Annotated in this window: 26 protein-coding genes, 1 tRNA gene, 1 pseudogene and 1 other annotated feature; of the genes and pseudogenes, 9 read left to right on the top strand and 19 right to left on the bottom strand. The window is 41.6% G+C overall.

From position 1 onward, the window contains the following. Positions 1-10 precede the first annotated feature (10 nt). From proC to ACVBD2_RS03915, 6 genes are all read right to left on the bottom strand, one after another. The gene (proC, locus tag ACVBD2_RS03940; RefSeq protein WP_461686171.1) at positions 11-808 is read right to left on the bottom strand and encodes a pyrroline-5-carboxylate reductase; all 798 of its coding nucleotides are present in this window, start codon (positions 806-808) and stop codon (positions 11-13) included. Positions 809-811: 3 nt separating this feature from the next. Then, complete coding sequence (locus tag ACVBD2_RS03935; RefSeq protein ID WP_461686170.1) at positions 812-2,074, bottom strand: glutamate-5-semialdehyde dehydrogenase; 1,263 nt, start codon at positions 2,072-2,074, stop codon at positions 812-814. A gap of 9 nt (positions 2,075-2,083) precedes the next feature. Next, complete coding sequence (proB, locus tag ACVBD2_RS03930) at positions 2,084-3,193, bottom strand: glutamate 5-kinase (protein ID WP_461686169.1); 1,110 nt, start codon at positions 3,191-3,193, stop codon at positions 2,084-2,086. Positions 3,194-3,294: 101 nt separating this feature from the next. Beyond that, positions 3,295-4,194 (bottom strand): RluA family pseudouridine synthase, encoded by a 900-nt coding sequence (locus ACVBD2_RS03925; protein WP_461686168.1) that lies wholly within the window; start codon positions 4,192-4,194, stop codon positions 3,295-3,297. Further along, the gene (gene lspA / locus ACVBD2_RS03920; protein WP_235096476.1) at positions 4,178-4,645 is read right to left on the bottom strand and encodes a signal peptidase II; all 468 of its coding nucleotides are present in this window, start codon (positions 4,643-4,645) and stop codon (positions 4,178-4,180) included. Before lspA ends, ACVBD2_RS03925 begins: the two co-directional genes overlap by 17 nt. Beyond that, positions 4,642-5,550, bottom strand: a complete 909-nt coding sequence (locus ACVBD2_RS03915) for a LysR family transcriptional regulator (protein ID WP_001025723.1) — start codon at positions 5,548-5,550, stop codon at positions 4,642-4,644. The genes lspA and ACVBD2_RS03915 overlap by 4 nt, the downstream gene beginning before the upstream one ends. On the opposite strand from ACVBD2_RS03915, the pseudogene ACVBD2_RS03910 reads away from it, so the two are divergent. Together ACVBD2_RS03910 and ACVBD2_RS03905 are read left to right on the top strand one after the other, a co-directional pair. After that, a pseudogene (locus tag ACVBD2_RS03910) lies at positions 5,543-5,615 on the top strand (AraC family transcriptional regulator); the annotation flags it as partial. The gene ACVBD2_RS03915 and the pseudogene ACVBD2_RS03910 sit on opposite strands and share 8 nt — an antisense overlap. A 420-nt stretch (positions 5,616-6,035) precedes the next feature. Next, entirely contained in the window at positions 6,036-6,203 is a 168-nt protein-coding gene (locus ACVBD2_RS03905) for a YjzC family protein (protein ID WP_084940180.1), read from the top strand. Here ACVBD2_RS03905 and ACVBD2_RS03900 read toward each other — a convergent pair. After that, the gene (locus ACVBD2_RS03900; RefSeq protein WP_206280117.1) at positions 6,200-6,358 is read right to left on the bottom strand and encodes a hypothetical protein; all 159 of its coding nucleotides are present in this window, start codon (positions 6,356-6,358) and stop codon (positions 6,200-6,202) included. The genes ACVBD2_RS03905 and ACVBD2_RS03900 overlap by 4 nt on opposite strands. Positions 6,359-6,968: 610 nt before the next feature. Between ACVBD2_RS03900 and ACVBD2_RS03895 the strand changes: the two genes are divergently transcribed. Next, the gene (locus ACVBD2_RS03895; protein WP_164978747.1) at positions 6,969-7,919 is read left to right on the top strand and encodes an Abi family protein; all 951 of its coding nucleotides are present in this window, start codon (positions 6,969-6,971) and stop codon (positions 7,917-7,919) included. 47 nt (positions 7,920-7,966) lie between these two features. On the opposite strand, the gene ACVBD2_RS03890 is transcribed toward ACVBD2_RS03895, so the two are convergent. The 5 genes from ACVBD2_RS03890 to ACVBD2_RS03870 all read right to left on the bottom strand — a co-directional run bounded on the left by ACVBD2_RS03890 (position 7,967) and on the right by ACVBD2_RS03870 (position 11,284). Continuing rightward, positions 7,967-9,222, bottom strand: a protein-coding gene (locus ACVBD2_RS03890; protein WP_461686167.1) for an ISL3 family transposase whose coding sequence is annotated in 2 segments (ribosomal slippage) — positions 7,967-8,934 and positions 8,934-9,222 — 1,257 coding nt in all. Because the reading frame shifts where the segments join, the coding sequence is not laid out codon by codon here. Between the two features lie 171 nt (positions 9,223-9,393). Then, complete coding sequence (gene rpmA, locus ACVBD2_RS03885) at positions 9,394-9,687, bottom strand: 50S ribosomal protein L27 (protein WP_000916509.1); 294 nt, start codon at positions 9,685-9,687, stop codon at positions 9,394-9,396. 16 nt (positions 9,688-9,703) lie between these two features. Beyond that, positions 9,704-10,048 carry a ribosomal-processing cysteine protease Prp gene (locus ACVBD2_RS03880; RefSeq protein WP_000613705.1) on the bottom strand — a complete coding sequence of 115 codons (345 nt, stop codon included), beginning with the start codon at positions 10,046-10,048 and terminating at the stop codon, positions 9,704-9,706. A 15-nt stretch (positions 10,049-10,063) separates the two neighbouring features. Beyond that, positions 10,064-10,378: a 50S ribosomal protein L21 gene (gene rplU, locus ACVBD2_RS03875; RefSeq protein ID WP_000109137.1), complete on the bottom strand. Its 315-nt coding sequence runs from the start codon at positions 10,376-10,378 to the stop codon at positions 10,064-10,066. A 34-nt stretch (positions 10,379-10,412) separates the two neighbouring features. Then, positions 10,413-10,533 (bottom strand) — a sequence feature (ribosomal protein L21 leader region). A 64-nt stretch (positions 10,534-10,597) separates the two neighbouring features. Next, on the bottom strand, positions 10,598-11,284 hold the full coding sequence (locus tag ACVBD2_RS03870; protein WP_084947706.1) for a YoaK family protein: 687 nt from the start codon (positions 11,282-11,284) through the stop codon (positions 10,598-10,600). A 155-nt stretch (positions 11,285-11,439) separates the two neighbouring features. On the opposite strand from ACVBD2_RS03870, the gene ACVBD2_RS03865 reads away from it, so the two are divergent. Both ACVBD2_RS03865 and ACVBD2_RS03860 read left to right on the top strand, forming a co-directional pair. Continuing rightward, positions 11,440-12,417: a Gfo/Idh/MocA family protein gene (locus ACVBD2_RS03865; RefSeq protein WP_461686166.1), complete on the top strand. Its 978-nt coding sequence runs from the start codon at positions 11,440-11,442 to the stop codon at positions 12,415-12,417. Continuing rightward, a complete protein-coding gene (locus ACVBD2_RS03860; protein ID WP_461686165.1) occupies positions 12,414-13,496 on the top strand; it encodes a DEAD/DEAH box helicase in 1,083 nt (360 codons plus the stop codon). The genes ACVBD2_RS03865 and ACVBD2_RS03860 overlap by 4 nt, the downstream gene beginning before the upstream one ends. 24 nt (positions 13,497-13,520) lie before the next feature. On the opposite strand, the gene ACVBD2_RS03855 is transcribed toward ACVBD2_RS03860, so the two are convergent. Next, a complete protein-coding gene (locus ACVBD2_RS03855; protein WP_461686164.1) occupies positions 13,521-13,898 on the bottom strand; it encodes a YwiB family protein in 378 nt (125 codons plus the stop codon). 71 nt (positions 13,899-13,969) lie between these two features. On the opposite strand from ACVBD2_RS03855, the gene ACVBD2_RS03850 reads away from it, so the two are divergent. Beyond that, positions 13,970-15,277 carry an HD domain-containing protein gene (locus ACVBD2_RS03850; protein WP_461686163.1) on the top strand — a complete coding sequence of 436 codons (1,308 nt, stop codon included), beginning with the start codon at positions 13,970-13,972 and terminating at the stop codon, positions 15,275-15,277. 9 nt (positions 15,278-15,286) lie between these two features. Next, on the top strand, positions 15,287-16,093 hold the full coding sequence (gene yidA / locus ACVBD2_RS03845; RefSeq protein WP_461686162.1) for a sugar-phosphatase: 807 nt from the start codon (positions 15,287-15,289) through the stop codon (positions 16,091-16,093). Positions 16,094-16,148: 55 nt separating this feature from the next. On the opposite strand, the gene ACVBD2_RS03840 is transcribed toward yidA, so the two are convergent. The 6 genes from ACVBD2_RS03840 to ACVBD2_RS03815 form a co-directional block, all read right to left on the bottom strand. After that, a tRNA-Arg gene (locus ACVBD2_RS03840) sits at positions 16,149-16,220 on the bottom strand. Positions 16,221-16,262: 42 nt separating this feature from the next. After that, entirely contained in the window at positions 16,263-16,610 is a 348-nt protein-coding gene (rplS, locus tag ACVBD2_RS03835; protein WP_001068669.1) for a 50S ribosomal protein L19, read from the bottom strand. A gap of 118 nt (positions 16,611-16,728) precedes the next feature. Next, positions 16,729-17,058: a fluoride efflux transporter CrcB gene (gene crcB / locus ACVBD2_RS03830; protein ID WP_461686161.1), complete on the bottom strand. Its 330-nt coding sequence runs from the start codon at positions 17,056-17,058 to the stop codon at positions 16,729-16,731. Further along, positions 17,052-17,426, bottom strand: coding sequence for a fluoride efflux transporter CrcB (gene crcB / locus ACVBD2_RS03825; RefSeq protein ID WP_461686160.1), 375 nt, complete (start codon positions 17,424-17,426; stop codon positions 17,052-17,054). The genes crcB (ACVBD2_RS03830) and crcB (ACVBD2_RS03825) overlap by 7 nt, the downstream gene beginning before the upstream one ends. Beyond that, a complete protein-coding gene (locus ACVBD2_RS03820; RefSeq protein ID WP_001046954.1) occupies positions 17,423-17,689 on the bottom strand; it encodes a chorismate mutase in 267 nt (88 codons plus the stop codon). The genes crcB (ACVBD2_RS03825) and ACVBD2_RS03820 overlap by 4 nt, the downstream gene beginning before the upstream one ends. 115 nt (positions 17,690-17,804) lie before the next feature. Then, a complete protein-coding gene (locus tag ACVBD2_RS03815) occupies positions 17,805-18,248 on the bottom strand; it encodes a flavodoxin (protein ID WP_125415092.1) in 444 nt (147 codons plus the stop codon). A 103-nt stretch (positions 18,249-18,351) separates the two neighbouring features. Between ACVBD2_RS03815 and ACVBD2_RS03810 the strand changes: the two genes are divergently transcribed. Further along, positions 18,352-19,287: a DHH family phosphoesterase gene (locus ACVBD2_RS03810; protein WP_461686159.1), complete on the top strand. Its 936-nt coding sequence runs from the start codon at positions 18,352-18,354 to the stop codon at positions 19,285-19,287. Between the two features lie 95 nt (positions 19,288-19,382). After that, positions 19,383-19,625 carry a type B 50S ribosomal protein L31 gene (locus ACVBD2_RS03805; RefSeq protein ID WP_000710762.1) on the top strand — a complete coding sequence of 81 codons (243 nt, stop codon included), beginning with the start codon at positions 19,383-19,385 and terminating at the stop codon, positions 19,623-19,625. Positions 19,626-19,646: the final 21 nt, after the last annotated feature.

Below are 19,646 nucleotides of genomic sequence, written 5' to 3'. Positions count from 1 at the left end.
ATCCAACCTCTTATTTACCTAGTTCTTGTGTTCGTTTGTAGGCTTGCTGAACTGCGTCCATGACGGTGCCTCTAAAAGCATGTTCTTCCAGGCGTGCTACACCAGCGATAGTCGAACCTCCTGGGCTACAAACTTGGTCTTTCAAAACTCCAGGATGTTGCTGACTTTCGAGAACCATTTGCCCAGCGCCGACTACTGTTTGGGCTGCCATTTTTAAAGCCATTTCTCGGGGCAATCCTGTCTGCACACCCGCATCTGCTAAAGCCTCGATAAAAAGGTAGACAAAGGCTGGTCCACAACCTGCAAGACCTGTCGCAGCATCGATTAAGCCATCCCCAAGTTCAACCAAGAGGCCAGCCTTGGCTAATAACTGACAAAAGAGTTCCCTGTCCTCAGCACGACAGTTTGCTGACATGGCATAACTAATTACTCCTTGGCCGATAGCCACTGGTGTATTGGGCATGATGCGAATAATCCGGTGTTGACTTGGCAGAAGACTTGCTAGTTTTTCCAAGGTCAATCCAGCCGCCATGGAAATCAAAAGAAGACTTTCTCGTTTTTCAAGGATGGTCTGATATTGAGAAAGTAAGTCCGAGAACTGAGCAGGCTTTACTCCTAGAAAAATCACATCTGCTTCTGCAAATATTTTTTCATTGCTGGAAGCCTGACCGCCGAAGTTGGCGATGAAAGCATCTACTTTTGCTTGACTGCGATTGGCAAGGAGAATCTGTTCATCCGTCTTGGCCTGCAAAACAGCCTTAGCCAAGCTAGCTCCCATATTTCCCAAACCGATAAATCCAATCTTCATCTCTTACTCCCTTATCTGTCCGTCACCAGTAACCACATACTTGTAGCTGGTCAACTCTTTCAAGCCCATAGGCCCACGCGCATGCAGTTTCTGAGTAGAAATCCCCATCTCACATCCAAGACCAAATTGCCCACCGTCAGTGAAACGCGTTGAGGCATTGACATACACCGCTGCTGAGTCCACTTGATCTGTAAAGTAAGTTGCAGCTTCAGCATTTTCCGTCACAATGGCGTCCGAATGATGGGTACTGTGGGCTTCAATATGCGCAACCGCTTCTTCTAAACTGCTCACAACCTTAACAGCTAGGATATAATCTAAAAATTCGGTATTAAAGTCTTGAGCCTCAGCTGCTCGACCTGAAAGAGACTGACTTGCTTTGCTATCCAAACGAAATTGAATTGGTTCTAGTCCAGCTTCCTTACGCTCTGCAACCAGCACTTGTTCCAAGCGAGGGAGGAAGCTTGTTGCCTTGTCTTCATGAACCAGCAAGACCTCCATGGCATTGCAGACAGAAGGACGGCTGGTTTTAGCATTGTTGATAATCGATAGTGCCTTGTCTTCGTCTGCATCCTTATCTACATAGACATGGACAATCCCAGTTCCTGTCTCAATAACAGGCACGATAGCATTTTCAACAACAGCATTGATCAAACCAGCTCCTCCACGAGGTATGAGAAGGTCTAGATAGCCCTTGGCCTTCATCATAGCATAGCTACTTTCTCGGCTGGTGTCTTCCACCAGTTGAATCACATTTGGATGAATGGTCGTTTTCTCCAAGCCCTTCTTCAAGGCTGTGACAATAGCATGAGCAGTTTGGTAGGCGTCCTTACCACTACGAAGAACGACCGCATTTCCACTCTTGAGAGCCAAAGCAGCCGCGTCAGACGTCACATTTGGACGGCTTTCGTAGATAATACCAATAACCCCCATGGCCACACGCTTCTTAGTAATAACCAAGCCATTTTCAAGCTGACTTGTTTCTAGGACTTCACCGATAGGATCTGGTAAAGCAACCACTTCACGAATTCCTCTTGCCATCGCTTCTATACGTCCTGCATCCAAATAAAGACGATCTAGCATAACATCTGAGATTTTACCTTTGGCCGCTGCCATATCGAGGGCATTGGCCACTAAAATCTCCTCAGTAGCTACCAATAAATGATCTGCCATGGCTAGCAAGGCTTGGTTTTTCACTGCTTCACTGGCAGTATTGATTGATTTTTTAACAGCCTGTACCTGTTCAAATTGTTCTTGTGTACTTACCATCGTTCACCTCTAAAATTCTGTAAAGAGCAGCTGGATTTCAGGAGTGATGGAAATCCAGTCATCACGGTGAATTAAGACTCCCTTAGCTTTTTGAGAACGGAGCATATCTTCTAGGGCTGAGACACCAAATTGGACACGTCCCTTCCCAAGAGATTGACCCGTTTCTTTATCAGCCACTGTGACAATATCGTGGTAAGAGAAGTTTCCTTCCACTTCTACCACACCCGATAAAAGGAGACTTTTCCCGTTTTTTGAAAGTGCCTCTGCAGCTCCACCATCTACCCAAATCGTTCCCTGACTTTGAGCATAGAAGGCCAGCCATTGTTTCTGGGTACGAAGTCCCTTCTCTTGCGCAACAAAGAAGGAACCATCCCTAGTTTCTTCAGCTGCCTCAATCAAGGCATCAGATTTCAAGGAGGAGCAAATATAGACTGGTACACCCGACTCCGTTGCAATCGTAGCCGCCTTAATTTTTGTCAGCATACCCCCAGTTCCATTTGAAGAACCTGCTCCACCAGCCATATCAATAATCTCACGATTGATAGTCTCGATTTTCTCCAAACGTTTGGCTGTTGGATCTGAGTTGGGATTTCCGGTATAGAGACCGTCCACATCGGTCAAGAGAACTAAAAGGTCCGCTTGGACCATCGCCGCTACCTGGGCACTCAGAGTGTCATTATCACCCACCTTGAGTTCGTCAATGACGACACTATCATTTTCATTGATGATGGGAATGGCACCACGATGGAGCAATACAGACAAGGCCTGATGGGCATTTTTATAACGGCGCTTATCCACAAAATCATCCTGGGTCAGCAAGATTTGTGCTGAAACGATCTGGCGCATGAGGAGATTGGTTGTGTATTCCTCCAACAAAAGTCCCTGACCAACTGCAGCCGAAGCTTGTTTATCTGCAATCTTGGTCGGACGCTTTTTAAAACCCAAAGCTCCAAATCCAGCGGCAACTGCACCAGATGACACCAAAATCAACTCATGTCCAGTTTCATGCAGCATAGCTAATTGTTGGGTAATTGCCTTTACTTTACTTCTTGATAAACTCCCGTCTTCATTTGTCAAGGAGGAGGTCCCCACCTTAAAGACGATTCGTTTGTACTTCATATTCTCACTCCGATTCTTCATATTTATCCATTATAACATGAATACTTTAAAATAGAAAAGACTTGAAATGAAAAAGGTTGAGACAAGGCATCTCAACTCTTTTATCTATTCTCATTTTTTCGCAATCTTTCCAGCGTTTCTTTAAAAATCTCTGGAATATCTGCTGTGAATTCCAAGGTTTCACCTGTTCTCGGATGAGTAAAACCTAGAGTCTTGGCATGGAGAAACTGTCCATGTCCTTTCAGGGTCTTGCGAGGACCGTAGACCTCATCCCCAGCGACTGGATGGCCAATATAAGCCATATGAACACGGATTTGGTGGGTACGCCCTGTTTCCAGTTGCAACTCCACTAAACTATAATCACCAAAACGTTCCAAGACGTGAAAACGTGTTACGGCAGGCTTTCCTTTAGCAGTCACAGCCTGTTTCTTACGGTCTTTCTCGCTCCGACCAATCGGCGCTTCAATGACACCACGATCATTGGGAAGATTGCCATGAACAATCGCCCAGTATTTGCGGAGAGACTTTTTATCCTTGAGTTCTTGGGCAAGTGCTAAGTGGGCCTCATCATTTTTTGCAATCATGAGAAGTCCAGATGTGTCCTTGTCAATGCGGTGAACGATACCCGGTCGGAGAACCCCATTGATACCTGACAAGTCTTTGATATGGTACATGAGGGCATTGACCAAGGTTCCGCTAGTATGACCAGCACTCGGATGCACCACCATTCCCTGAGGTTTGTTAACAACGGCTACATCCTCATCTTGGTAGATGATCTCGAGTGGCAGATTCTCAGCCACATACTCTAAAACCTCTGGTTCTGGCACATGGTAGGTGACGATATCGCCCTCTTGGACAGTGTATTTAGCTTTTTTTACTTGCCCATTAACCAAAACTTGTCCAGCCTTGATTTGTTCATTCGCGAGACTACGTGACAATTCTGTTAGATCCGATAGAGTCTTGTCTAGACGTTGTCCACCAGTTTCAATTTTTATTTCCATTTACTTCCTCTTTAAGCATTGCAATCAATAAAACAATCACACCAACTGTTAAATAGCTGTCGGCAACATTGAAAATCGCAAAGTTGATAAAGTCTAGGTGAAACATATCCACCACAAAACCTTGACTCATTCTGTCAATAAAGTTGCCCAGACCTCCCGCGATTATCAAAGTCAGTCCAAAAACCATCCAGAGAGAATCCTCCATGTGTTTATGTAGATACCAAATGGCACCTACCATGACGACCAGTGTAATAACAGCAAATAACCACTGCTGATCTTGCAACATGGAGAAGGCTGCCCCTCTATTTTGCAGATAGGTCAAGCTAACGAGATTGGGTATCCACGAACGCACTTCACCCAGTGGAATCTGCTGGACAACATAGGCTTTAACCCACTGATCCAGCCCAATCAAAAGCAGTATAATGACTGCCACTATTCCTCTTTTTTTCATGATTTCCTCTTTTGATCAAAATATTCTTGCATGACCTCAACGAAAAGAGTACCAGCTTGGCTAAGCTCCACTTCTTCCCGTTTGACATAGACCATGCGGTTATCTAGATTATCCTTGAGACGAATGACTGTGATGCCATTGACACTGTCACTATCCAAAAATCCAGAACCTGTCGCATAAGCATCCGTCCGCTCTAAAATACCATTCAAAGTAGCTCGGTCGGTCACATTGAACATCTGGGAGCTCGCGCTGGTGTCGACAAAGTTCTCTGAATAGTATAGATACTCATCCTTTTCCTGGGTGAAACGAACTGTTGGTAAATCCGCTAGGTCCTCCATGACCAATTCCTCTTTCTGTGCTAAAGGATGCCCTTCACGAAGATAAATGTGAGTCTGGAAAGGAATTAGTTCAATAACTTCTAAACCAAGCTTTTCAACCCGTTGCATAATTCCTTTTTGATTTTGATTGTTGAGGTAGATAATCCCAATCTCACTGTGTCCTTGGGCTACTTCGTCTAAAATTTGAACTGTAGTAGACTCAAAAATACGAAAGTTCTTATAATCAGGATAACGTTCTGAAAAGGCCGTAATGGTTGGTGGCAAGAAGTCATAGTGCTGACTGGCAATGGAAAATTCATCCTTTTCTTCCTCAGGATTGGCATACTGATTTTGAAAAACATCAAAACCTTTGACCAACTCCTGCGCTTTTTCATAAAATTCCATACCACGACGGGTCAAAAACGTTCCCGAACTCGTCCGACGGAAAATCTTAAAACCAAGCTCTTTTTCCAAATCGCGCACAGAAATAGACAGACTCGGCTGACTAACATACATCTTTTCAGCAGCTTCACGGAAAGTACCACTATTAGCAATGGCCACAACATAGCGTAATTGTTGAATGTTCATCTTTTACCCCCCAACTTCTCTATCTGTTCATTATACCATATTTTAGAAATTTTCCACCTAGGAAAAATAATGCCACTCATAAAATGCATCTACACTAGTAACAAAGAATTATAGGTATCAAAACAAAAAAATAGGCTCTCCGAAAACTCAGAAAGCCTTATTTTATGCTAGTTCTAGCTTCCTCGCCTTTTCATTTTAAGGCTCGGGATAAAAAGGTTCACTGAACCTTTTTATTTTGCGATTGGGTAAACAGAAACTTCGATTAACTCCAGCCTTATTAGATAATTGATTGCCATTCAAATTTCTTTCCAACATTATTCTGTTTAATTGTTCCCACATTTTATATCTCCAAAAACACTATATGTCGTTTGATAAATAAATTAAAACAACAACATGTTGTGTTTTTCTGCAATATATGTTATAATCATTCTTGACTAGGACCTCTCACCGTTTTAGTCAAAATTTCTACAGAAAGGAGCATTATTATGTCAAATACTCCAATAAAACCTGGAACAGACAATCAGAAACCTGGCCACTATGTAGAGGTGGGACCTCGTGGTGGAAAAGTCACTAACGGTCATACCGCAACTATTGGAAAAGGTGATCGGCTCCCTCCGACATCAGCTAAAGGCAACGGCTGGAAGAAAGTCTAATCTTCGTTTGCGTACAATCGTTCAATGGTTGTACGCTTTTTCCGTAAACAAAAGCACATTCCAAAAATATTGATTTGAATCCATGCTTCGGCGTAATCTTTCCCATTGCTTGCATATTGAGTTATATCATATTGAGTTATATAATGATGAATCATTTTATTCCCTCCTAAAGGCTAGTCATATTTTGGCCTTAACCTTACGGTATATCCTGCATCAGGAGTTACTTCATCCAATGTGACTTCTGTGATTTTTTCTTTCCATCGCTAATTTCAACGATTAGTCGTGTATAGAAACGACTATCTAAAACATTCACCCGATTTTATTTAAAGTTATACGGATATCGTTTTGGTCTCATTTCCTCACCCTTTTCAAATATGGTATAATTAAAATAAAACAATCGGAGAAAAAACTATATCCGAAAAAATTGTTTTATTGTGACTGCTATTGGTGAATCTGGTACGCCAACCAGAGAGCGGTCTGATAATGTATAATCGCATTAACCGTTGGATCTCTCCTTTCAATTATTGGGATTGTGGTTTCAATTATCGCTATCCTAGCCCCAAAATAAAAAAAATCCCCACACTCGTAAAGTTTGGCGAGTCTGAGCATATATAAAGGGTAGAAAAAACTGAATTTAACAAAAAACTTGACAAAAAAAGCAAAAGACTCTATAATAAAGTTAATCTAAGTGAATGCTCCCCCCTGGGAGCCTAAAAGAGCCTTTGCATGTATGCAGGGGCTCTTTTTGATTTATAAAGGAGAGATATGGAAACAAAACCGTTCAAAACATTCCCAGAGCAGATAGAACTCCTAAAATCTCGAGGACTTGCCATCCGAGATGAAAACAGTGCAATCAGCATTTTATCGACATACAGCTATTACGAAATCATAAACGGCTATAAAGAAATTGGTATTGAACAAGGAGAGAAATTCAAAGAGGGCACAACATTTGAAAAACTCGTAGACTTTTTCCTCATGGACAAAAGCATACGAACAAATATCAATCTAGCATTACAAGAAATCGAGGCTCATCTTAGAACCGTTCTCTCATACGTAGTCGCAGAGCATTACACTGCGGACCAAGATAAATACCTTCAAAGAGAGAACTATGAACGAGGTGCCAAAAAATTCAAAGAGTCTGAACGATCCAAGTTTCTACGTAAATGTTATAAAATCACCCAAGATAAGACTCAACCATATAAACATTATCGAGAAAAGCATGGCAACGTGCCACCTTGGATTCTTGTTAAAGGGATGACTTTTGGCCACCTAATTACTTTTTATAAACTACAAAAGTCACATATAAAGACAGAAGTTATCCAGCGCATGACAGGGCTAGACAAAGAAAATATAGATAATGGTATTAAACAATTGTTTATAAATGTATTTTACTTCTTACTCTCCTATCGAAACAGATGCGCCCATCTTGGAAGAGTCTATAACTTTACAACAGAAAAGAACAAAATCAATTACAATAAGTTCTTTCACAATCGATTGCACATCTCAGAAGAAGATTACAAGAATGGGCAAGGACAAAACGGTTTGAGAACACTCATCTTTTCCCTAACCCTATTTAAAACTTGGGGTCCAGTATCACCAGTGGGATTATTGAACTTCCAGATTATGGAAGCTATCAACTCCTATCTATTGAAATATCCAGAAGATAGAAATTATATAAACCAACAAATAGGTGGCGAACTTATTCCTATCGTCTAAATAAAAAAATCCCGGCTCATTGTCAACTGTAGTGGGTTGAAGAAAAGCTAAGATCGAGAAAGGACACATTCCGTCCTTTCTTTTTTGATGTTCAGAGCGATAAAAATCCGTTTTTTGAAGTTTTCAAAGTTCCGAAAACCAAAGGCATTTCGTTTGATGAGTTTAATGAGATTATTAGTCGCCTCTAATTTTGCGTTGGAATAGGGTAATTGGAGGACGTTGACGATTTTCTCTTTGTCCTTGAGGAAGGTTTTTAAGACAGTCTGAAAAAGAGGATGAACCAGCTTTAGATTGTCCTCAATAAGTCCGAAAAATTTGTCAGGTTCCTTATTCTGGAAGTGAAAAAGCAAGAGCTGGTAGAGCTTATAGTGGTGTTTCAAATCTTCTGAATAGCTCAAAAGCTTGTCTAGAATTTCTTTATTCGTCAAGTGCATGCGAAAAGTAAGGTGATAAAATCGTTTATCACTCAATTTACGACTATCTTGTTGAATGAGCTTCCAGTAACGTTTAATAGCCTTGTATTCATGGGATTTCCGCTCAAATTGATTCATGATTTGAACACGGACACGACTCATGGCACGGCTGAGATGTTGGACAATATGGAAACGATCTAGAACGATTTTAGCACATGGAAAAAGCTGTTTAGCCAAGTCATAATAAGGACTAAACATATCCATCGTAATGATTTTAACCTGACAACGAACAGTTCGCTCGTAGCGCAGAAAGTGATTTCGGATAACAGCTTGTGTTCTTCCCTCAAGAACGGTGATGATATCGAGCTTTTCAAAATCTTGTGCAATGAAGCTCATCTTTCCCTTAGTGAAGGCATACTCATCCCAGGACATAATCTCTGGAAGACGAGAAAAATCGTGCTTAAAACGGAAGTCATTGAGCTTTCGGATAACAGTTGAAGTTGAAATGGCCAGCTGATAAGCAATATCAGTCATAGACGTCTTTTCAATCAACTTTTGAGCAATTTTTTGGTTGATAATATGAGGGATTTGGTGATTTTTTTGACGAGAGAAGCCTCAGCGACCATCATTTTCGAACACTGATAGCACTTGAAACGACGCTTTTTCAGAAGAATTCTGGTAGGCATACCAGTTGTTTCAAGGTAAGGAATTTTGGAAGGTTTTTGGAAGTCATATTTTTTCATTTGATTTCCGCAATCAGGACAAGATGGGGCGTCGTAGTCCAGTTTAGCGATGATTTCCTTGTGTGTATCCCTATTAATAACATCCATAATTTGGATATTAGGGTCTTTAATGTCTAGTAATTTTGTAATAAAATGTAATGGTTCCATATGATTCTTTCTAATGAGTTGTTTAGTCGCTTTTCATTATAGGTTATATGGGACTTTTTTTCTACAAAAAAATAGGCTCTCCGAAAACTCGGAAAGCCTAATTTTATGCTACTTCTAGCTTCCTCGCCTTTTCATTTTAAGGCTCGGGATAAAAAGGTTCACTGGACCTTTTTATTTTGCGATTGGGTAAACAGAAACTTGTTTTTTATCGCGTCCTTTACGTTCAAAGCGTACTACACCTTCAACTTTAGCGAACAAAGTATCGTCTCCACCACGTCCAACGTTTACACCTGGGTAGATGTGTGTACCACGTTGACGGTAAAGGATTGATCCACCTGTTACAGTTTGTCCGTCAGCTGCTTTAGCTCCAAGACGTTTCGCTTGTGAATCACGTCCGTTTGATGTAGAACCTCCACCTTTTTTGTGGGCGAAAAGTTGCAAGTTGTTAAGAGTCATTTTTAACATAATGTTTTCCTCCGTGTTAGTTTTCTGTGATAACTCTGGTTTGGACGAACTCAGAAGAGTTCTCCGATAAGTTTGCCATACCTAAGAAAAATGATTCGAAGAATAACTGCGTCATTTCTCTCTGGTGCGAAGGAAGATCAGCTGGTATTTCAACCTTTAGATAGCCACCTTCATCTTCGTTTAATTCTAAGATTGGTTCATAGCCTGCAAATTTCTCAATGGAATTGACAAAGTTAATGGCAAGCGTAGAAACCGATGCACACACGACATCTAAGCCGTATTCGCCACTTTCGGCGTGTCCAGTAATTTCCGCACTCCTCAGCTCGCCATCTTCGGCTCTCTCAAAGACTGCTTGTATCATGTGTTCTCCTTAAAATTAAGCGTTGATCGCGTTGATGACAACTTTTGTATATGGTTGACGGTGACCTTGTTTACGGTGGCTACCTTTTTTAGGTTTGTACTTGTAAGTAACAACTTTCTTTTGTTTTCCTTGTTTTTCAACAGTTCCAACTACAGTAGCTCCAGCAACAAGTGGAGTTCCGACAACAGTGTTTTCACCACCAACAAGAACAACTTCGTTAAAAGTAACTTCTTGACCAGCTTCAACGTTCAATTTTTCAACGTAGATTGCTTGACCAACTTCAACTTTAACTTGTTTTCCGCCAGTTTTGATAATTGCGTATGTGCTCATTATGCACCTCCTATGATTTTTAGGGTTTCCCCGTATTTTTGTGAAGACTCGCCTAGCATCGTGGGACGAACCACTTAAAAGAAGAGCTCTAAGTATAACAAAGTTTAAATTTGTTATACGACGAGCAAACGATGTTCGTGCGGTTGCACAGGACTGTGCATAGTCAACTCTTCAAGTATAGCATATCTTCTCTTTTCTTACAAGCGAAATCAATCAAATTTAAGCTTTTTCTTTCCCTTTTTTTCTCCAAGAAGCAAAAAGCATACTGATGTAAAAGATGCTCATCATCAGGGGAACACCTAGAATTGTCTTCTCCTGATAGTAAATCGTCAAATAGGCTGAAAAAACAACTCCAAAGACAAAACTGCTAAGCAAGCTAACAAATATGAAACCTTCACGTAAAAAAGGAGTGTGCTTGGTCCGGAAATAATCTCCAAAAGCTAACATGGTACGTTTGATATTCCCTGTCATAAAAGCATTATTATAGGCGATACCCGACACTTCTCCAAAGGCTGTTGTCACCAGTCCCATACAAAAGGCTAAAGGTGGAACTAGGTAGATATTGTCTACTGACAAGGGAACAAAACCAATGATTATGGATAAGATAGCGAGTGGAATCAAGGATAAAATCGGTTTTTTAACAATTCGTAATTTTTCTTTATACAATGTTAGTAAAAAGACCCCCATCATAAAGGAAAGCAAGGTCATTACTTTGGCACTGGCATCCGATACATTTTGTTGAATGAGTCCTACAGAGAGAAAAACCACATTCCCAGTTTGGCCTGCTACTAGGGTATTCCCTCGCACGATAAAGGTATAGGCATCTACATACCCTGCGCAAAAAGTTAAAAAAAGCGCTAGTCTCTTAGACTGACGTGATATTTTTCTTATTGGTAATAATCTCATTTTCTCCCCCTTCTTATTTCATCTACTTATCTAAATATTGTACCACTTTCTTTAAGAAAAGCGTAGTCCATTTGAAAATTTTTACCATCTGTTGGATAGTCCTTCTTTTCTGTGCTATAATGAAGGAAGGTTTTAAAATCGGAAAAGGAGTATTTATGCTAAAATTAGGTGTCATCGGAACAGGTGCTATCAGCCATCATTTCATAGAAGCAGCCCATGCTAGCGGAGAATACCAACTGGTCGCAGTCTATTCTAGAAAACGAGAAACTGCCGCAACCTTTGCTTCCCGCTATCAAAATGTCCAACTCTTTGATCAATTAGAAGACTTCTTTAAGTCTTCCTTTGATGTAGTCTATATTGCTAGTCCAAACTCCTTGCATTTTGTTCAAGCCAAGGCTGCCTTGTCTGCTGGTAAGCACGTCATTCTTGAAAAGCCAGCTGTCACTCAGCCACAAGAATGGCTAGATTTGAGGCAAACAGCTGAGAAAAATCACTGTGTTATCTTTGAGGCAGCTCGTAATTACCACGAGGAAGCTTTTACTACTATCAAGATTTTTTTGGCAGACAAGCAAGTATTGGGAGCTGATTTCAACTATGCCAAGTATTCTTCCAAGATGCCGGATTTGTTAGCTGGGCAGACGCCAAATGTCTTTTCAGATTGTTTTGCTGGTGGAGCACTTATGGATTTGGGGATTTATCCTCTCTATGCTGCTATTCGCCTCTTTGGAGAGGCTCAAGAAGCGACTTATCAGGCTCAACAGCTTGACAATAGCATTGACCTAAATGGAGACGGTATCCTCTTCTACCCTAACTTTCAAGTTCATATCAAAGCTGGGAAAAACATCACTTCCAATCTTCCTTGTGAGATTTACACAGCGGATGGAACCTTGACCCTCAACACGATTGAACATGTCCGCTCAGCTATTTTTAGCGACCACCAAGGAAATCAAGTCCAGCTCCCTATCCAACAAACTCCCCATACAATGACTGAGGAAGTCGCTGCATTCGCACACATGGTCCAGCAACCAGACCAGACGCTCTACCAGACTTGGCTGGATGATGCAGGCTCTGTTCATGAGCTACTATATACCATGCGCCAGACTGCTGGCATTAGATTTGAGGCAGAAAAATGAAAACCAAACTACCCACTGAATGGCAGAAATTGAGCGACCAGCTCGGCTTCCAAGAATTTACCCCCATTCAAACTCAACTATTTGAGCCCATTCTTGCAGGAGAAAACCTCCTAGGAGTGAGCCCAACAGGAACTGGTAAGACCCTCGCTTACCTCTTGCCAAGTCTTCTCAGACTACAAAAGAAAAAAGCCCAACAACTCTTGATCCTAGCACCAAATACAGAACTGGCTGGACAGATTTTTGATGTATGTAAAGCGTGGGCAGAAGCTATCGGCTTAACTTCTCAGCTCTTCCTATCAGGTTCCAGTCAAAAACGCCAGATTGAACGCTTAAAAAAAGGACCGGAAATTCTGATTGGAACTCCCGGCCGTATCTTTGAGTTGATTAAATTGAAAAAAATCAAGATGATGAATGTGGAAACCATCATTCTGGATGAATTTGACCAGTTGCTTGATGATTCTCAGATTCACTTTGTCGATAAAATCACTCACTACGCACCTCGTGACCACCAACTCATCTACATGAGTGCGACGACCAAGTTTGACCAAGAAAAGATTGCACCAAACACGCGCACTATTGATCTCTCTGATCAAAAGTTAGACAACATCCAACATTTCTACATGCAGGTAGACCAACGTCACCGAGTGGACATGCTACGAAAACTGGCTCATGTAGAGGATTTCCGCGGACTAGTCTTCTTTAATAGCCTATCAGATCTTGGAAGTGCAGAAGAAAAATTACAGTATCGCGATATCTTGGCTGTTTCCCTCGCTAGCGATGTCAATGTTAAATTTCGAAAAGTCATCTTAGAAAAGTTTAAAGACAAACAGCTAACCCTGCTCCTTGCAACAGACCTTTTGGCTCGTGGAATTGATATCGATAGCCTAGAATGTGTCGTAAACTTCGACGTCCCTAGAGATATGGAAACCTACACTCACCGTGCTGGCCGTACAGGTCGCATGGGTAAAGAAGGCTATGTTATCACTCTGGTAACCCATCCTGAAGAACTTAAAAAACTCAAGAAATTCGCAAATGTGCGTGAAATTGTCCTAAAAAACCAAGAACTCTATATCAAATAAGGTTGGCATTTGCCAACCTTTTTCTTATCCCCAAGTAATTTCTAATTGATAGCTGGCAAAGGGATGTCCCTCTTGGTTTTGTAGTTGATAGGCTAGCTCAATCTTTTGCCCATCCAGTTTGTAGTGACTCGTTTGAATGGTAAACTCCTGCATGCCCATTGGAGTAGGAATATAGGCCAAACTATCACTATCCTTTAGAAAACACATGATCGTTTTGGGACTCGAAAAACGGGTCATCACCAGTTCTTGACCATGAAATTTAATAACTACTTTTTCCTTTTCCTCATTATAAAAAAGCAGGTAGCTATAATCTCCTTTTTCATGCACTTCCACATCATAAAGCTGGTCAATGACTTCCAACTGATCATCAAACTGAATCGTATTTCGCATCCGAATCTTCACAACAAATCCTCTTTCTTGTCTCTTGTCCTACTATTTTACCAAAAAGAGCAGGATTTTGCTATAATGGTCATATGAACGAAAAAGTATTCCGTGACCCAGTTCACAACTATATCCATGTAAACAATCAGGTCATCTATGACTTGATCAATACAAAAGAATTTCAACGCTTGCGCCGTATTAAGCAACTAGGAACTTCCAGTTATACCTTCCACGGTGGGGAGCACAGCCGCTTTTCTCACTGTTTGGGGGTCTATGAGATTGCACGACGTATCACGGAGATTTTTGAAGAAAAATATCCTGAAGAATGGGATCCTGCTGAGTCTCTCTTGACCATGACCGCTGCGCTCCTACATGACCTTGGGCATGGTGCCTACTCCCATACTTTTGAACATCTCTTTGATACAGATCATGAAGCCATCACCCAGGAAATCATCCAAAGTCCTGAGACAGAGATTCACCAAGTCCTGCTACAAGTGGCGCCCGATTTTCCTGAAAAGGTAGCCAGTGTCATCGACCATACCTATGCTAACAAGCAGGTCGTACAGCTCATTTCTAGTCAGATTGATGCAGACCGCATGGACTATCTCTTGCGCGACTCCTATTTTACAGGAGCATCTTATGGGGAATTTGACCTGACTCGCATCCTCCGAGTCATTCGTCCAGTCGAAAATGGCATCGCCTTTCAGCGCAACGGCATGCACGCCATCGAAGACTATGTTCTCAGTCGCTATCAGATGTATATGCAGGTTTATTTCCACCCAGCAACACGGGCCATGGAAGTTCTCCTACAAAATCTCCTCAAACGCGCCAAGGAACTCTATCCTGAGGAGAAAGATTTCTTTGCACGAACTTCTCCTCATTTGCTACCTTTTTTTGAAAAGAAAGTTACTCTATCTGACTATCTGGCTCTGGATGATGGCGTGATGAATACCTACTTCCAACTCTGGATGACCAGTCCTGACAAGATTCTCGCAGACTTGTCACAACGTTTTGTCAACCGCAAGGTCTTTAAATCCATCACCTTTTCTCAAGAAGACCAAAATCAACTCGTAACCATGAGACAACTGGTTGAAGATATCGGCTTTGATCCAGACTACTACACTGCCATTCATAAGAACTTTGACCTCCCTTATGATATCTATCGTCCCGAATCTGAAAATCCACGGACACAGATTGAGATTCTACAGAAAAATGGAGACCTGGTAGAACTCTCTAGCCTATCTCCTATCGTCCAATCCCTTGCTGGCAGTCGCCATGGAGATAATCGTTTCTATTTCCCAAAAGAAATGTTAGATCAAAACAGCATCTTCGCAAGCATTACCCAGCAATTTTTACACTTAATTGAGAACGATCATTTTACCCCAAATAAGAACGAATAGAGGAAATTTATGAGTATTAAACTAATCGCCGTCGATATTGACGGAACCCTAGTCAACAGCCAAAAGGAAATCACTCCTGAAGTCTTTTCTGCCATTCAAGACGCCAAAAAAGCTGGTGTCAAAGTCGTCATTGCAACAGGTCGTCCTATCGCAGGCGTTGCCAAACTTCTGGACGACTTGCAGCTGAGAGACGAGGGTAACTATGTGGTAACCTTCAACGGTGCCCTTGTCCAAGAGACTGCTACTGGCCATGAGATTATCAGCGAATCTTTAGTCTATGAGGACTATCTGGATATGGAATTCCTCAGTCGCAAGCTCGGTGTCCACATGCACGCCATTACCAAGGACGGTATCTATACTGCCAATCGCAATATCGGAAAATACACGGTGCACGAATCAACCCTCGTCAGCATGCCTATCTTCTACCGCACCCCTGAAGAAATGGCTAACAAGGAAATTGTCAAATGTATGTTCATAGATGAGCCAGAAATTCTCGATGCTGCCATTGAAAAAATTCCAGCAGAATTTTACGAGCGCTACTCCATCAACAAATCTGCTCCTTTCTACCTCGAACTCCTTAAAAAGAATGTAGACAAGGGTTCAGCTATTATCCATCTAGCTGAAAAACTAGGATTTACCACAGATGAAACCATGGCGATCGGGGACGAAGAAAATGACCGTGCCATGCTCGAAGTCGTTGGCAACCCCGTTGTTATGGAAAATGGAAATCCAGAACTCAAAAAAATCGCCAAATACATTACCAAAACAAATGACGAATCTGGCGTTGCCCATGCTATCCGTACGTGGGTACTGTAAAAAGGCAAGAATAGACGAAAACCGCTCAGTTGAGCGGTTTTTTACACTGTTTATATGCCCCCTGCAGGAATCGAACCTGCAACTACTCCTTAGGAGGGAGTTGTTATATCCATTGAACTAAGGGAGCTAGAGAAAAACTCTGCTGGGTGAGCAGAGTTTTTTAGTCGAATTAACGACGGATTTCTTTGATACGAGCTGCTTTACCTTGAAGAGCACGCAAGTAGTACAATTTCGCACGACGTACTTTACCGTAACGAACAACTTCGATCTTTTCAACACGTGGAGTGTGGATTGGGAAGATACGCTCAACACCTACACCGTTAGAGATTTTACGAACTGTGTAGTTTTCTGAGATGCCAGCACCTTTACGTGCGATAACAACACCTTCAAAAATCTGGATACGTTCACGGTTACCTTCGACAACTTTCGCGTGTACACGAACAGTGTCACCAGGACGGAATGATGGGATATCTGTACGAAGTTGACCTTCAGTCAAGCTTTGGATTAATGGATTCATTTTATTCTCCTATCTTTGTCAATCTTGAGGAACCTTCCTCAGCGGATAAACTGTATTTTTGTGCGTCCATTACACACAAGATACAGTTTACCAAATTTCCACCTAAAAGTAAAGAAATTTATAGCAGAATTCCTAAAAAAATCGCTAGAAAACCGCCTATGTAGGTTAAGAATAAATAGCTATAAAATACCTTCTTATTGCTTAACAGTCTTTGTAGCTCGTCATTCAAGGTTGAAAAGGTCGTCAACCCACCACAAAAACCTATCGCTAGGATGGCATAGGCTTCCTTAGACTCCACATGATTGTAGAGTAGGCCAATAAAAAAACATCCTAGAAGATTGGCTATGAGAGTTCCTAGAGGTAATTTTGAAGCTTGATTATAGCGGGAAAAGAAATAACGCACCAGAGCTCCGAACCCGCAGGCCATTGTAAGATAAACGATTACCATTTCTTCCTCCCTAAACAATGAGCCAAGAGCAGACCTCCACCAATGCTCAAAAGTAGGTAGATTCCTAAACTAAGATAACGCCCGGTATCAAGCAGCTTCACAGCATCAAGCATTAGACTAGAAAAGGTTGTCAGGCCACCACAAAATCCTGTCCCCAGCGCCAAAACCAAGCCTTTACTAGTTCCCTTATAGACCAGATAGCCTTTCACCAGATAGACCAGGCAGAAAATGCCCAGATAGTTGACAAGGAGGGTGCCCCAAGGAAAGTCTGGACTGGCTGGTAACCAAGTGGAAATGAGATAGCGGACAAGGCCTCCCAACATAGCAGCCAAAAAAATTCCGAGCGGATAGAATTGTTCTTTTTTCATTTGATGTTTTGATCCTGATAATCACGCGAACGTTTGAGTATGTCTGAAAAAGTCGCAACAATGGTCTCCTGATAGCGCTTATCTTCTACTCGATTTTTGACTTTTTCAAAAATAACTTCTTCTCTCTTAGAATCTAAGATTGGCTTACCAGATGCTTTCTTATAAGCGACAACCCCTTCAACTAGGTGCATCCGTTCTTCTAGGAGCTTGACGATTTGGTCGTCGATTTGATCAATTTCTTGCCGAATAATATCTAAGTTCATACAGTCTCCTCCTTTATTTGAATTATTGTATCAAAAAGCCACCAAATAGGCTAGTAAAATCTAGTTTAGCTACTAAAAACTGCACCGACTCCTTCCAGTCAGCGCAGCTTGTTTCTTATCCTATTTTTGCAGCCAATTCTTCTGCGAATTGTTCCAAGCGTTCGATGTCTTCTTCCTCAGCAGAAAGATCTACTTTAACACACTCTGAACCTTTTTCTGCTCCTGTCGCTACAAAAACGCGATCAAAGTCATCGACAGCCTTACAGAATTCGTCGTAGAAGGTGTCACCTGAACCAACAACTCCGTAGATTTTACCATTCAAGTTGAGATCAGCTAGATCTTCGTAGAAGTCCATCATCTCATCTGGCAATTCTCCATCACCGTAAGTATAGGTTGCAACGATCGCGATGTCCGCCTCCAAGAAGTCTGAAGCGTCAACAGTCGTACATTCATCCACATCGACATCCAAGCCCAAGTCACGCAATTTATCTGCTACAATATCTGCAATTTCTTCGGTATTACCGGTCATACTGGCAAATACAATTTTTGCTAATGCCATATCGTCCTCCTCAATTTATCTTTCTCCATTATATCATATCTTTTTCATTTTAAAAATAAAAATTCTTGTGCTACAATGAAATGAGAAAGAATTGAGGTTATTTATGGAAATTTGCCAGCAAATTTTAGAGAAAATCAAAGAATACGATACCATTATCATTCATCGTCATATGAAACCAGATCCTGATGCCATAGGGAGTCAGGTAGGTTTAAAAGCTCTTCTCACACACCATTTCCCAGAAAAAACTATCAAAGCAGTCGGCTTTAACGAACCAACTCTAACCTGGATGGCGGAAATGGATATTGTCCAAGACAGTGACTACCAAGGAGCTCTTGCTATTATTTGTGATACAGCGAATCGTCCTCGTATCGATGATAAACGCTATGAACAAGCTGCTTTCACCATCAAAATCGATCACCATCCAAATGATGATATCTATGGTGACCTATCTTGGGTGGATACAAGTTCAAGCAGTGCCAGTGAGATGATTGCTCTATTTGCTCAAGAAAATCAGATAGCTTTGTCTAGTGAAGCTGCACGACTTCTCTATGCAGGAATTGTCGGGGACACGGGACGCTTTCTCTACCCGTCAACTAGTGCCCGTACCTTTAGAGTAGCTAGCCAGCTACGAGAGGCTGATTTTGACTTTGCTGGATTGTCTCGTCAAATGGATACCATGAGCTTCAAGATTGCAAAACTTCAAGGCTTTGTCTATGATCACTTAGAAGTTGATGAAAACGGCGCTGCACGCGTTCTGCTTACTCAAGACATCTTGAAAAAATATAAGGTTACGGATGCTGAAACAGCGGCGATTGTCGGAGCTCCTGGTCGAATTGATACTGTTAAGGCTTGGGCTATCTTTGTTGAACAAGCTGACGGTCACTTCCGCGTGCGTATGCGCAGTAAAATCACCCCTATCAATGAAATTGCCAAACAACACGACGGAGGAGGACACCCATTAGCCAGTGGCGCCAATTCCTATAGTCTAGAAGAAAACGAAATCATCTACCAAAAGTTAAAAAACTTGCTTAAAAACTAATAAAATACTTGCCAAACTTTTCAGAATCTGATAGACTAGTAAGGTAACAATCTATGGCTCGCAAAGAGACCATGGCAGAAAGGAAATATTGCAAAATGAAAAAAGATATCCATCCAGAATATCGCCCAGTTGTCTTCATGGACACAACTACTGGTTACAAATTCCTTAGCGGTTCAACTAAACGCTCTAACGAAACTGTTGAGTTCGAAGGTGAAACTTACCCATTGATCCGTGTGGAAATTTCATCAGACTCACACCCATTCTACACTGGACGTCAAAAGTTCACCCAAGCAGATGGACGTGTGGATCGTTTCAACAAAAAATACGGTCTCAAATAATAAAAAAAAGAACAGTTTCAA

The organism is Streptococcus sp. KHUD_018 (genome assembly GCF_054861215.1).
Note: the sequence above shows the minus strand (reverse complement) of the source record. Positions and strands in the feature narration are given on the sequence as shown.

Excerpts from the sequence above, each read along its gene's own strand:
- ACVBD2_RS03820 (WP_001046954.1), bottom strand. The coding sequence starts at position 17,689 with ATGAACTTAGATATTATTCGGCAAGAAATTGATCAAATCGACGACCAA.
- yidA (WP_461686162.1), top strand. The coding sequence starts at position 15,287 with ATGAGTATTAAACTAATCGCCGTCGATATTGACGGAACCCTAGTCAAC.
- ACVBD2_RS03900 (WP_206280117.1), bottom strand. The coding sequence starts at position 6,358 with ATGATTCATCATTATATAACTCAATATGATATAACTCAATATGCAAGC.
- crcB (WP_461686160.1), bottom strand. The coding sequence starts at position 17,426 with ATGAAAAAAGAACAATTCTATCCGCTCGGAATTTTTTTGGCTGCTATG.
- crcB (WP_461686161.1), bottom strand. The coding sequence starts at position 17,058 with ATGGTAATCGTTTATCTTACAATGGCCTGCGGGTTCGGAGCTCTGGTG.
- rplS (WP_001068669.1), bottom strand. The coding sequence starts at position 16,610 with ATGAATCCATTAATCCAAAGCTTGACTGAAGGTCAACTTCGTACAGAT.
- ACVBD2_RS03865 (WP_461686166.1), top strand. The coding sequence starts at position 11,440 with ATGCTAAAATTAGGTGTCATCGGAACAGGTGCTATCAGCCATCATTTC.
- ACVBD2_RS03860 (WP_461686165.1), top strand. The coding sequence starts at position 12,414 with ATGAAAACCAAACTACCCACTGAATGGCAGAAATTGAGCGACCAGCTC.
- ACVBD2_RS03935 (WP_461686170.1), bottom strand. The coding sequence starts at position 2,074 with ATGGTAAGTACACAAGAACAATTTGAACAGGTACAGGCTGTTAAAAAA.
- ACVBD2_RS03895 (WP_164978747.1), top strand. The coding sequence starts at position 6,969 with ATGGAAACAAAACCGTTCAAAACATTCCCAGAGCAGATAGAACTCCTA.
- lspA (WP_235096476.1), bottom strand. The coding sequence starts at position 4,645 with ATGAAAAAAAGAGGAATAGTGGCAGTCATTATACTGCTTTTGATTGGG.
- ACVBD2_RS03870 (WP_084947706.1), bottom strand. The coding sequence starts at position 11,284 with ATGAGATTATTACCAATAAGAAAAATATCACGTCAGTCTAAGAGACTA.
- ACVBD2_RS03805 (WP_000710762.1), top strand. The coding sequence starts at position 19,383 with ATGAAAAAAGATATCCATCCAGAATATCGCCCAGTTGTCTTCATGGAC.
- ACVBD2_RS03905 (WP_084940180.1), top strand. The coding sequence starts at position 6,036 with ATGTCAAATACTCCAATAAAACCTGGAACAGACAATCAGAAACCTGGC.
- ACVBD2_RS03915 (WP_001025723.1), bottom strand. The coding sequence starts at position 5,550 with ATGAACATTCAACAATTACGCTATGTTGTGGCCATTGCTAATAGTGGT.
- ACVBD2_RS03850 (WP_461686163.1), top strand. The coding sequence starts at position 13,970 with ATGAACGAAAAAGTATTCCGTGACCCAGTTCACAACTATATCCATGTA.
- ACVBD2_RS03810 (WP_461686159.1), top strand. The coding sequence starts at position 18,352 with ATGGAAATTTGCCAGCAAATTTTAGAGAAAATCAAAGAATACGATACC.
- proB (WP_461686169.1), bottom strand. The coding sequence starts at position 3,193 with ATGAAGTACAAACGAATCGTCTTTAAGGTGGGGACCTCCTCCTTGACA.
- ACVBD2_RS03880 (WP_000613705.1), bottom strand. The coding sequence starts at position 10,048 with ATGATACAAGCAGTCTTTGAGAGAGCCGAAGATGGCGAGCTGAGGAGT.
- rpmA (WP_000916509.1), bottom strand. The coding sequence starts at position 9,687 with ATGTTAAAAATGACTCTTAACAACTTGCAACTTTTCGCCCACAAAAAA.
- ACVBD2_RS03925 (WP_461686168.1), bottom strand. The coding sequence starts at position 4,194 with ATGGAAATAAAAATTGAAACTGGTGGACAACGTCTAGACAAGACTCTA.
- rplU (WP_000109137.1), bottom strand. The coding sequence starts at position 10,378 with ATGAGCACATACGCAATTATCAAAACTGGCGGAAAACAAGTTAAAGTT.
- ACVBD2_RS03815 (WP_125415092.1), bottom strand. The coding sequence starts at position 18,248 with ATGGCATTAGCAAAAATTGTATTTGCCAGTATGACCGGTAATACCGAA.
- proC (WP_461686171.1), bottom strand. The coding sequence starts at position 808 with ATGAAGATTGGATTTATCGGTTTGGGAAATATGGGAGCTAGCTTGGCT.